The organism is Paucibacter sediminis, assembly GCF_030254645.1.
Classification (GTDB): Bacteria; Pseudomonadota; Gammaproteobacteria; order Burkholderiales; family Burkholderiaceae_C; genus Paucibacter_B; species Paucibacter_B sediminis.
The window spans coordinates 3,706,276-3,716,592 of the sequence record NZ_CP116346.1 but is presented as its reverse complement, the minus strand read 5'-3'; the positions used below and the strand labels follow the sequence as shown (position 1 = coordinate 3,716,592).

Sequence of the window (10,317 nt, the reverse complement as noted above, 5' to 3'; positions counted from 1 at the left end):
CCGAGCTTCGCAGCTCGTCCATCCCGGCTGCGCCGCCCAAGCGCACAGTCAGGCGATCGCCAACCGCCGTCTGTTCACGAGCGCCAAGCTCCCGGGGTATTCATGCCATTTGCAAAGCCACGCCTCCTCGCCATTGCCACGGTGTTCCTGCTGTCGCTGCCCGGGTTGAACCATGCCGCAGGCAGCTTGGAGGAAGCGAATGTGCAGGCCCGGGGGATGGTTCTGCAGAAGATGAAGGAGCGCCGGATACCGGGGCTGCAGGTGGCCGTCGTCAAGGATGACCGGGTCGTGCTGTCTGAAAGCTACGGCCTGGCCAATGTGGAGAATCAGGTACCCGCGACGGCCAAGACCCTGTTCCCCATCAACTCGGCAACCAAGGCATTCACGGGCGTCGCCGTCATGCAGATGGCCGAGGCCGGACTGGTGGACCTGGACGCACCGATCTCCCGTTATCTCGATGACCTGCCGGAAGCCTGGCGGCGGATTCGCGTCCGCCAACTGCTGGCTCATACATCGGGGCTGCCCGATATCGTCGAGCAGCCCGGCCCCGTCGCCGGCGGCACCGAGGCCGGCATGTGGAAGGCGGTCAGGCAGCAGCCCATGGACGCGCCGATCGGCGAGAAGTTTGCCTACAACCAGACCAACTACGGCCTGCTGGCGCAGATCATCGTCAAGCAGACCAAGATGCCCTACGAGCGCTACCTGGCGGAGCGCCAGTTTGCCGTAGCGGACATGCGCCTGACCAGCTTCGGCGACAGCTACGACATCGTGCCGAGCGCCGCGACCATCTATAGCCACTTCCCGCGCCGAACCCTCGCGCCGGACGACGCCCATCGCCTGTCGCACTGGTTCTACGACATCCCGTACAGCCTGCGCGCTGGCGGCGGCATACAGACCACGGCCGATGAACTGGCGCGTTGGCTGACGGCGCTCACGAATGGCCGGCTGCTCAGCGCAGCCAGCATGCGCAGCATGTGGACCGCCGAGAAACTGAACAGCGGCACGGACGCGGACTGGGCGGCGGGCTGGCCGGTGCTGGCATCAGCGCCACGAAGGCAGGTTGCGGGCATTGGCGGCAACCGCGCGGCTTTCATCGTCTACCCGGACGAAGGGCTCGCCGTCATCGTGTTGACCAACATGGTGGGTGGCAACCCGGAGCTATTCATCCCGCAAATCGCCGAGCTCTACCGGTCCTTGCCCAAGCCCTGAGGTCCGCTTCTCCGATCCTGCAAAACGCGACACTTCCTTCGTCTCAGGCTTGGCCACCAAGCGCCCCATCGTCAGCCCGAACCACAGCAGCGCCAACCCGTGGCCGGCCCCTGCCAGCGCCAGGCCATGGGGCCAGCCCCACAAGCTGGCCGCGCTGCGCAGCAGCAGGCTCAGCCCCAGCAGGGCCAGCGGCAGCAGCGCCCAGCGGCTGTGCCGGGGCCGCAGGCCGGCCAGCGCCGGCAGCATGATGGGGGCGTGGCCGAACACCATCGCGAACACAAAGCCCAGCCACAGCAGATGCCAGGCGATGCCGCCCGGCAGGCCCTGGCCGGCAAGACCCGACACCGCGGCCAGCAGCAGCCAGCCATAGCCCACCAGCAGGCAGATGGCGGTGTGGCCGGCCCAGCCCGGGGCGCGCCATTGCAGGCGTGCCAGGTCGAAGCGCAAGAGCCACAGCGCCAGCAGGCCCAGCAGCGCAAAGCCCAGCGGGCGGCCCAGTTCCGGGCGCCAGAGCAGCAGCGCCGCCACCAGGGCAAAGCCGGCCCAGCCGGCCAGGAAGGCGCGTTGGCCCCAATGGGGCAGCGGCAGCAGGCGCATCAGCTCGCGGCGCTCGCCGGCAATCGTCAGCACCAGGAACAGGCTCCAGCCCCAGCGCGCCAGCTCGGCCTGCCCCGCGGCATGCGCGGCCGCGCCAGCCAGCAGGGCCAGCGCGGCGCTCGCCTCCACCGCCAGCGGCAGCGACCAGGCGCGGTGTCGGCCGGCCCACAGATAGAGTTCCAGCAGGCCGGCCGCCGTCAGCAGCCACAGCAGCGCCGCCGCGTCCGCCTGGCCGGCCAGGGCCAGCAGCCCGGCCCCGCCCGACAGCAGCGGGATCCAGCGGCCACGCCGCAACGCCACCACGCGCTCCAGCGTGACCAGGCTGGCAAAGAAGCCCGCCATCATCAGCGCGCCATGCAGGGCCAGGGCCTGGCCGGCCGCGGCGGCGCCGGACTGCAGGGCGCCCAGGCGCAACAGGCCGCCCAGCAAGGCGGCGAGCAGATTGGCCACGGCCAGGCCGGCACAGGCAGCGATCAGCCCCCGCCCGACCGCAAGCGGTTTGGCACGCGCCATCAGCCGCCGCCCCAGCCGAAGCGGGCGCGCAGGCCGGGCGCCATGCGCTCGGGCGTCCAGACCTTGTCCCAGTCCATGTCCACCTCGATCACCCAGCCCGGCGGGCATTGCGCCTCGATGGCGCAGCCGGCGTCGTTCATGATCTGGTCGGCCATCGGGCAGGTGGCGCTGGTGGGCAGCAGCACCAGGGAGGCGAAGTCCTGGCGCAGCTCGAGGGTCTCGACCAGGCCCAGATCGACGATGTTTTCGCCGATCTCGGGGTCGGCCACCTTGTGCAGCGCCTGCATGATGGCGGTGCGCAAGCTGGCGAGTTCTGCTTCTGTCATGTGCTTGTACTTTCTCTTCGCTGTGATGGCCGCAGCAGCCATGGACCATAGCGCAGCAACCAGGCCGCGGCCAGCAGGGCGAAGCCGGCGGCCGCGGCCGGCAGCCACCAGCGCGGCGCCTGCGGCCAGCAGGCCGTGGCCACGCGCAGCGCGCTTAAGCCCTGCAGCAGGCCGTGCATGAGGCGCAGCGGCAGATCCACCACCACGCTGATGCCCTGCTGCACCGCGGTGACGCGGCTCACCATCGCCAGCATGGTGGTGCACATAAAGCCCAGCGTCAGCGCATGCAGTGCGGCCAGCTCGAACTGCAGGGCGGCAAGCGCGAAGCTCGCCATCAGCCACAGCAGGCCATGGTGCAGCTGGCCCACAAAGGGCGTGCGCCGGGCCGCGGCCAGGGCGGGATTGAAGGCGGCACGCGCCAGCAGCGCGGCCAGGGCCAGATAGGCCACGGCGGGCGGCCAGGCCGGCAGCCCGAGCACCGGTGCCAGGCCGCGCAACCACAGGCCCAGCAGCAGCGCCAGCAACAGGCCATCGGCGCGCCGGCCCTCGGCATGCAGAAAGGGCGTGAGGCGCTGCAAGGCGCAGGCAAACACGCTGCCCAGGCCGCCCCACAGCCCGAGCCGGGTGGCCTGGGCCGGCCAGCCCAGCGCCGCACACCACAGCGCCAGGCCCAGCACGGCCATGCCCAGCAGCACGCCCTGGGCATGGCGACGATCCGGCTTGGCGCTGACGCGCAACAGCGGCGCCAGGCGCAGCAGCAGCCAGCTCCAGCCTGCGGCCGCCAGGCCCAGGCCGGGTGAGCCCAGCGCGGCATGCACGCCCCAACCCAGCATCAGCAGCCCGAGCGGCCCCAGCCAGGCCGAGGCCGGCAGCGCCGCCACGCCCAACCATTTGGGCAGGGCGGTGAGCGCAAATCCGGCGATGAAGAAGGGCAGAAAACCCAGCGTGAACAGCAGGCCATGCTGGGGCGCGCCCTGCCCCTGCCAGACCCGCACGCACCACCACAGGCCCAGGCAGGCCCAGGCCAGGGCGCCGGCGAGGAACCAGGCGCGGTGCGGGGCCTGGTTCGGGTTCATCGCTCAGCGCGGCAGGTAGAAGCTGGCACTGCTGTCCACCCGCGAGCCCCGGCCGCCCTGGCCCTCAAGCCTGAAGTGGATGGGGCGCGAGCCGCTGCCCAGGCGCGCGGCCTGCTCGGCCGGCAGGCGCAGCTGCAGCACCTGGGCATGGATGGCGGCGGGCGGCAGCACCACCTCGGCCGGGCCCACGCGGTACAGGCCGTCCAGCCCGTCGACCTCGATGTGCAGGGTCAGCGGCCGCTCGGTGCGGTTCATCAGCTGCAGGCGGTAGACGTTCTCGATCGCGCCGTTCTCGACCTGGCGCGCCAGCGTGTTGCGATCCTTCAGCACGTCGACCTGGAAGTCGGGCCGGCGCCACAGGCTGGTGGCAAAGCCGATGCACAGGGCCAGCAGCACCGAGCCATAGATCAGCACGCGCGGCCGCAGCGCACGCGCCAGCATCTGGCGCGGCGTCCATTGCTGCTTGACGCCGTTCTCGGTGGCGTAGCGGATCAGGCCGCGCGGCGCGCCCAGCTTGTCCATCACCTGGTCGCAGACGTCGATGCAGGCGGCGCAGCCTATGCATTCGTTCTGCAGGCCCTTGCGGATGTCGATGCCGGTGGGGCAGACCTGCACGCACAGGGTGCAATCGACACAATCCCCCTGCCCCAGGTCCAGCGCCGCGACCTTGCGGGCGCGCGAGCCGCGCGGCTCGCCGCGCTTCTCGTCGTAGGTGATGATGAGCGAATCGGCGTCGATCAGGGCGCTCTGGAAGCGCGCATAGGGGCAGATGTACTTGCACATCTGCTCGCGCAGCCAGCCGGCATTGCCATAGGTGGCACCGGCGTAGAACAGCACCCAGAACCATTCCCAGGGCGAGAGCCCCAGCTGCAGCAGGCTGCTGCCGAGCGCGCGGATGGGCGTGAAGTAACCGACGAAGCTGAAGCCGGTGACGAGGGCCAGCGCCACCCAGCTGGCGTGCTTGGCGGACTTGCGCGCCAGCTTCTCGGCCCCCCAGGGCGCGCGGTCCAGGCGCATGCGGGCCTGGCGGTCGCCCTCGGTATGGCGCTCCAGCCACATGAACATCTCGGTGTAGACGGTCTGCGGGCAGGCATAGCCGCACCACAGGCGTCCGGCCAGGGCGGTGAAGAAGAACAGGCCCAGCGCCGCGATCACCAGCAAGGCGGCCAGATAGATGAAGTCCTGCGGATAGAGCACCAGGCCCAGCACATAGAAGCGCCCGGCGTCCAGATCGAACAGCAGCGCCTGGCGGCCCTGCCATTGCAGCCAGGGCATGCCGTAGAAGAAGGCCTGGGTCAGCGCCACCATGATCCAGCGCCAGTTGGCGAAACGGCCGCTGACCGCGCGCGGATAGACCTTGGCCTCGGCCACATACATCGAGGTGGCGACCGGCGTGATAGGAATGACTTTGGAAGGCGTGGACACGGAGGAAACAGTTTCTTCAGGCGCGGGCATCGCGGGCCTGAGGCAGGCTGATCTTGGCCAGGCGCTTGGCGGTGGCGGGTTGCAGGAGGTCGGCGAGGTTGTGGCCGTCAAGCTCGGCCAGGAAGGCGGCCAGCGCGTCGTTGAAGATGCCGGTGAGGCGGCAGGCGCCGGTGAGCGAGCAGCTGTTGCCGCTGCCCAGACATTCGACCAGCTGGAAGTCGGACTCCACCGCCCGCACCAGATCGCCCAGGCTCAGCTCGGCCGGATTCATCGCCAGCTTCATACCACCGCCCTTGCCGCGCACCGTGGCGATGAAGCCCTGCTGGCCCAGCTGGTGGGTGATCTTGGTGAGATGGGCCTCCGAGATCTGGTAGGCCGCGGCAATCTCGGCGGTGGTGCAGAGGCGGTCCTGGTGCTGGCCCAGATAGATCAGCAGGCGCAGCGCGTAGTCGGTCATGGTGGTGAGTCGCATGGCAGCATTCTCAACCGGCTTGGCCGTCGGGGCGCGGACGCATCAGCAGCGGGGTGTAACGAAGCAGGTAGAGCACAAAGCTCAGGCTCCACAGCGCCGCCGAGAGCTGCACGCCCAGCATCAGGCTGGCGGGCGCCAGCAGCGGGAACAGCACGCGCAGCAGCGCCGCCAGCAGCATGCTCAGATAGGCGCTGATCTCGACGGGCCCGGCCTTCAGCGGCCGGCCGGTGTGGCCCAGCGCGGTGCGCGTGATCATGCCCAGAGTGATGAGGCCGATCACGCCCAGGGTCAGGGCATGGGTGGCCGGGCCCGGCGCGATCCAGCCCAGCGTGGCGCCAGCGCGCAGCAGCAGATGCACGGGCAGCCAGGCATAGGCCAGGTGCAGCACCCAGACGAGCGGATTGCGCCAGCTCTTCCAGGGCTGCCACAGCGCCAGGCGCAAGCCCTGCGCCAGCGCGGCGGCCAGCAGCGCGGCGGCCAGCACCGCGCCCTCGACAGCCAGCAGGTCCAGCGCCAGCAGCAGCAGCACCGAACCCAGCGCCGCCTTCTCCACTTGGGGCTGGCGCGTGGCGCACATGCCCGGCACGCCGTTGTTGGAGAACATCGGCACGACGCGGCCGGCCATCACCGCGATCATGAAGAGCAGCAGGTCCAGGCCGATGTTCAGCCCGGGCAACCGTAACACGTCGGCCTGGCCCAGGTGCACGGCCGCGCTGGCCAGACCCATGGCGACGAGCAGGCCGACGAAGAAGTAGTTGCGCTTGTTGCCGGCGGCATGCAGCGCGCGCCAGAGCCCCCAGGCGGCCGCCCAGGGCACGGCCAGGTTCAGCAGCAGCGAGGCCCACAGCCATGGGCTCAGCACCAGCAGCCGCGCCAGCAGCCACAGCGCCGCCAGCGCCATCAGGGGCTTGCCGGTGGGCGTGGGCTGGCCGGACCAGTTGCGCCCGGCGGTGAAGAGAAAGCCGATCACCACCGCCAGCGCGTAGCCGAACACCATCTCATGCGCATGCCAGGCCGAGCCGCGCAGCACCGGCTGCGTCAGCAGGCCCGAGAACTGCAGCGCCCACAGCGGCACCGAGAGTGCCGCCAGCAGCGCCGCCAGCAGGTAGAAGGGCCGGAAGCCCAGGTCCCACAACGCCAGGCGCTGCGCGGCGGGCTGCGGGGGCTCTTCAATGCCCATGAAGGAGACGGTGCTCATGATCGATCAGCCGCCGCAGCAGCCGCAGCAGCTCTTGCCGGCCGGCTTGCGGCTGATGCGCAGGCGCCATTGCGCGGGGCCGGTTTCCAAGGCCTCCCAATCGAACTGTCCGGGCCACTGGGCCTCGAACTGCTGGCGCAGGGGCAAAGGCTCGTGGTCGCTCAGCAGATAGAACCAGTTGCCCACGGGCAGGGCCTGGAAGGTCTCGAAGATGCGCGCATGGCGCTCTTGCGGTGCGATCAGGCGCACATCGATCACTTCGGCGGCGGGGGTGGCGGCAACGGTCATGGTCGTCCTTAAAGTTGCATTTGCAATATAGCTATTGTCACCAAGCGCGGCGCCTAAAGCAATATTCAAAATGTGACTTTTGATCTGCCTCAAGCCAAATCCTGCACGCCGTGGGCAGCATGGCGGCCATGTCCGATGCCCCAGCCCTCCCCCTGGTCTACAGCTGCTCAGGCTGCTCCGACGCCGCCCAGCTGGCCAATCACCTGGCGGTACGCCTGGATCGCGCCGGCCTGGCCGAGATGTCCTGCATCGCCGGCGTGGGCGGCGGCGTGCCCAATCTGGTGCGCAAGGCGCGCGAGGCCGCCGAGTCCGGCCGGCCCATGCTGGCCCTGGACGGCTGCGTGCTGGCCTGCTGCAAGGCCTGCCTGGCCCAGCAGGGGCTGGCGCCGACCCGCCATATCCGCCTGCACGAGATGGGCGTGCGCAAGCATTACCACGCCGATTTCGACAAGACCCAGGCCGACGCGCTGTTTGAACAGCTGGCGCACGAGGCGCGCGCCCTGCAGACCGCGCTGGGCTGAGCAGGGCCGGGCCAAGCTCAGGCTACAGTTCGGCCCATGCGACGTTTCCTGCCTGCCCCCTTGCTGGGCACTTTGGCCGCCATCCTGCTGGCCATCAACACCGTCACCGGCGTCACGCTGATGATTCTGCCGGCCCTGCTCAAGCTGGTGCTGCCCTTTCCCTTCGTGCGCAAGCCCTGTGACCTGGCGCTGAACGGCATCGCCTCGGGCTGGGTGGCCGTCAACAACGCCTGGATACGGGCGCTCAACCCGCAGGTCTGGGACGTGCAGGGCGTGGACGGCCTGCACCAGCGCGGCTGGTACCTGGTCTCGCCCAACCACCAGACCTGGGTCGACATCCTGGTGCTGCAGCGCGTCTTCCATGGCCGCATCCCGTTTCTGAAGTTCTTCCTCAAGCGTGAGCTGATCTGGGTGCCGGTGATCGGCCTGGCCTGGTGGGCGCTGGATTTCCCCTTCATGAAGCGTGGCCGCAGCGCCGGCTCGCAGGCGGCCGACCTGGCCACCACCCGCAAGGCCTGCGAGAAGTTCAAGACCATCCCGACCACGGTAATCAACTTCGTCGAGGGCACGCGCTTCACGGCCGCCAAGCATGCCGAGCAGAAAAGCCCCTACCAGCATCTGCTCAAGCCCAAGGTCGGCGCGCTGGGCATGGCCCTGGCCACCATGGGCGAGCAGTTCGAGGCCCTGCTGGACGTAACCCTGGTCTACCCCGAGGGCACACCCAAGTTCTGGGATCTGCTGTGCGGCCGCTGCGGCCAGGTGCAGGTGCGGGTGCAGCAGCGCCCCATCCCCCCCGAACTGGTGGGGGGCAACCCGATGGAAGACAAGCGCCTGCGCGCCGGCATTTCCATGTGGATCAAGAAGCAGTGGAGCGAGAAGGACGCGCTGATGGCGGCCCTGCTGAAGCGCAGCCCCCCACCCTGAGCAGGGGGTGCGGATTGCCCTGATGGACCTCGGCTGGCCCCACAGCGACAGTCGAGGCCTCAACTTTCCAACAAGGAAGTGATCCATCATGAGCATGCTCAACAAGCTGTCGACCATCCAGAGCGCAACAACCTTGCTGGTACTGGCCCTGTCGACCTCAGCGGCACTGGCCGCCGCCCCCGCCCCGGACGCCATGATCGTGGCCTACAAGGCCGGCAAGGCCGCCGCCGTGCGCGCCGAGGTGCTGAACGCCGGCGGCAAGATCGTGCGTGAACTCGGTCGCGCCAGCGCCTTCGCGGTGCGCCTGCCGGCGGCCGGCGTGGCCGCCCTGCAGGCCAGCGCCAGTGTCGATTTCGTCGAACCCGATGTGGAACGCCGCCTGCTGGGCGTGCCGTCCCGCACCATGGAAGGCATGGTCCAGCCGCAGTCGGCGGTGCTCGACGAAGTGACCAGCGGCACTGAGGTCCTGCCCTATGGCATCAAGATGACGCAGTCGATGTGGGTCAGCGACGGGCTCACCGGCAACCGCAAGCTCTGCATCGTGGATTCGGGCATTGACCGCAACCACCCCGACCTGGCGAGAAACTTCACCAACGGCAATGTCAGCGGCGACAACCTGAGCGGCTCGGGCACCTGGGACAGCGACGAGAACGCGCACGGCACCCATGTGGCCGGCACCATCGCGGCGGAGGGCAACAACGGCCTGGGCGTGTGGGGCGTGAACCGCAGCGCCCTGCTCAAGCTGCACATCGCCAAGGTGTTCGACGCCACCGGCTCGGCCTCCTCCTCGACGGTGATGGAAGCCGTGGCACGCTGTGCCGACGCCGGCGCCAACATCATCAGCATGTCGCTGGGTGGTGGCGACCCGAGCCAGGCCGAGCGCCGCGTGTTCCGCGCCCTGCTCAACGAGGGCGTGCTGACGATCGCCGCCGCCGGCAATGACGGCGATACCAGCACCTCCTACCCGGCCGGTTACGAGGAAGTGATGTCGGTGGCCGCGCTGGATGCCAACAAGGCGCACGCCGCCTTCTCGCAGGTCAACAACGACGTCGAGATCGCCGCACCGGGCGTGGCCGTGCTGTCGACCATCCCGCCCAATCTGGAATCGCTGGGCCAGCTCTCGGTGGCCGGCACGGGCTACGCGGCGGCGGCCATGACCGGCTCGCCCCGGCTCAGCGCCACCGCGGCGCTCTATGACTTCGGTCTCGGCACGGCCAACGACGCCGGCGCTGCGGGCAAGGTCTGCCTGATCAAGCGCGGCCTGGTCAGCTTTGCCGAGAAGGTGACGCGTTGCCAGCTCAGCGGCGGCGTGGCGGCGGTGGTCTACAACAACCGCCCCGGCATGCTGTTCGGCACGCTGGGCGGCGCGCCCACCACCATCCCCTCGATCGGCACCACCGACACCACCGGCGCGGTGCTGATGGGCCTGACCGGCCAGGCCGCCACCGTCAGCGTGGTGCCGGATCCGGCCGAGTACGCCTACTTCAATGGCACCTCGATGGCCACGCCTCATGTCTCCGGCGTCGCCGCCCTGGTGTGGAGCCATTTCCCGACCTGCAGCGCCAAGCAGATCCGCCAGGTGCTGAACGCCAGCGCGATGGAACTGGGCAAGCCCGGCAAGGACGCCGAGTTCGGCTTCGGCCTGGTGCAGGCCAAGGCGGCCTACGACCGCCTGGCCCAGACCGGCTGCGGCAACTGAGCCGTTGAACACACCCGCCGCGGCCGCGAGGCCGCGACGGGCTACCATGCGGGCCCTTGCGGCCCGCTT

At 69.5% G+C, this 10,317-nt stretch carries 11 protein-coding genes; 4 read left to right on the top strand and 7 right to left on the bottom strand.

Features of this window, described 5'->3' with window-relative positions; genetic code table 11:
• The first annotated feature begins 102 nt into the window (after positions 1-102).
• Entirely contained in the window at positions 103-1,209 is a 1,107-nt protein-coding gene (locus PFX98_RS17260) for a serine hydrolase domain-containing protein (RefSeq protein ID WP_285231724.1), read from the top strand.
• On the opposite strand, the gene PFX98_RS17255 is transcribed toward PFX98_RS17260, so the two are convergent.
• Genes PFX98_RS17255 through PFX98_RS17225 form a run of 7 tightly spaced genes read right to left on the bottom strand, consistent with a single transcriptional unit; the run spans position 1,159 to position 7,104 of the window.
• Entirely contained in the window at positions 1,159-2,319 is a 1,161-nt protein-coding gene (locus PFX98_RS17255; protein ID WP_285231723.1) for a hypothetical protein, read from the bottom strand. The genes PFX98_RS17260 and PFX98_RS17255 overlap by 51 nt on opposite strands.
• Positions 2,319-2,645, bottom strand: coding sequence for a metal-sulfur cluster assembly factor (locus tag PFX98_RS17250; protein ID WP_285231722.1), 327 nt, complete (start codon positions 2,643-2,645; stop codon positions 2,319-2,321). Before PFX98_RS17250 ends, PFX98_RS17255 begins: the two co-directional genes overlap by 1 nt.
• The gene (locus PFX98_RS17245; protein ID WP_285231721.1) at positions 2,642-3,721 is read right to left on the bottom strand and encodes an NnrS family protein; all 1,080 of its coding nucleotides are present in this window, start codon (positions 3,719-3,721) and stop codon (positions 2,642-2,644) included. Before PFX98_RS17245 ends, PFX98_RS17250 begins: the two co-directional genes overlap by 4 nt.
• Positions 3,722-3,724: 3 nt before the next feature.
• On the bottom strand, positions 3,725-5,176 hold the full coding sequence (gene ccoG, locus PFX98_RS17240) for a cytochrome c oxidase accessory protein CcoG (RefSeq protein ID WP_425334620.1): 1,452 nt from the start codon (positions 5,174-5,176) through the stop codon (positions 3,725-3,727).
• Positions 5,163-5,618, bottom strand: coding sequence for an RrF2 family transcriptional regulator (locus PFX98_RS17235; protein ID WP_285231720.1), 456 nt, complete (start codon positions 5,616-5,618; stop codon positions 5,163-5,165). Before PFX98_RS17235 ends, ccoG begins: the two co-directional genes overlap by 14 nt.
• A gap of 10 nt (positions 5,619-5,628) precedes the next feature.
• On the bottom strand, positions 5,629-6,816 hold the full coding sequence (locus PFX98_RS17230) for an NnrS family protein (RefSeq protein ID WP_285231719.1): 1,188 nt from the start codon (positions 6,814-6,816) through the stop codon (positions 5,629-5,631).
• Positions 6,817-6,822: 6 nt separating this feature from the next.
• A complete protein-coding gene (locus tag PFX98_RS17225; protein WP_285231718.1) occupies positions 6,823-7,104 on the bottom strand; it encodes a DUF2249 domain-containing protein in 282 nt (93 codons plus the stop codon).
• A gap of 119 nt (positions 7,105-7,223) precedes the next feature.
• Here PFX98_RS17225 and PFX98_RS17220 point away from each other — a divergent pair, with 119 nt between their 5' ends.
• The 3 genes from PFX98_RS17220 (at position 7,224) to PFX98_RS17210 (ending at position 10,248) form a co-directional block, all read left to right on the top strand.
• Complete coding sequence (locus PFX98_RS17220) at positions 7,224-7,625, top strand: putative zinc-binding protein (protein WP_285235621.1); 402 nt, start codon at positions 7,224-7,226, stop codon at positions 7,623-7,625.
• Positions 7,626-7,661: 36 nt separating this feature from the next.
• Positions 7,662-8,549, top strand: coding sequence for an acyltransferase (locus PFX98_RS17215; protein ID WP_285231717.1), 888 nt, complete (start codon positions 7,662-7,664; stop codon positions 8,547-8,549).
• Between the two features lie 88 nt (positions 8,550-8,637).
• The gene (locus PFX98_RS17210) at positions 8,638-10,248 is read left to right on the top strand and encodes a S8 family serine peptidase (protein ID WP_285231716.1); all 1,611 of its coding nucleotides are present in this window, start codon (positions 8,638-8,640) and stop codon (positions 10,246-10,248) included.
• The last annotated feature ends 69 nt before the right edge of the window (positions 10,249-10,317 follow it).

What these genes read in the sequence shown, in the direction of transcription:
- ccoG (WP_425334620.1), bottom strand. Translation starts at nt 5,176, where the DNA reads ATGCCCGCGCCTGAAGAAACTGTTTCCTCCGTGTCCACGCCTTCCAAA.
- PFX98_RS17220 (WP_285235621.1), top strand. Translation starts at nt 7,224, where the DNA reads ATGGCGGCCATGTCCGATGCCCCAGCCCTCCCCCTGGTCTACAGCTGC.
- PFX98_RS17230 (WP_285231719.1), bottom strand. Translation starts at nt 6,816, where the DNA reads ATGAGCACCGTCTCCTTCATGGGCATTGAAGAGCCCCCGCAGCCCGCC.
- PFX98_RS17225 (WP_285231718.1), bottom strand. Translation starts at nt 7,104, where the DNA reads ATGACCGTTGCCGCCACCCCCGCCGCCGAAGTGATCGATGTGCGCCTG.
- PFX98_RS17235 (WP_285231720.1), bottom strand. Translation starts at nt 5,618, where the DNA reads ATGCGACTCACCACCATGACCGACTACGCGCTGCGCCTGCTGATCTAT.
- PFX98_RS17260 (WP_285231724.1), top strand. Translation starts at nt 103, where the DNA reads ATGCCATTTGCAAAGCCACGCCTCCTCGCCATTGCCACGGTGTTCCTG.
- PFX98_RS17250 (WP_285231722.1), bottom strand. Translation starts at nt 2,645, where the DNA reads ATGACAGAAGCAGAACTCGCCAGCTTGCGCACCGCCATCATGCAGGCG.
- PFX98_RS17210 (WP_285231716.1), top strand. Translation starts at nt 8,638, where the DNA reads ATGAGCATGCTCAACAAGCTGTCGACCATCCAGAGCGCAACAACCTTG.
- PFX98_RS17245 (WP_285231721.1), bottom strand. Translation starts at nt 3,721, where the DNA reads ATGAACCCGAACCAGGCCCCGCACCGCGCCTGGTTCCTCGCCGGCGCC.
- PFX98_RS17215 (WP_285231717.1), top strand. Translation starts at nt 7,662, where the DNA reads ATGCGACGTTTCCTGCCTGCCCCCTTGCTGGGCACTTTGGCCGCCATC.
- PFX98_RS17255 (WP_285231723.1), bottom strand. Translation starts at nt 2,319, where the DNA reads ATGGCGCGTGCCAAACCGCTTGCGGTCGGGCGGGGGCTGATCGCTGCC.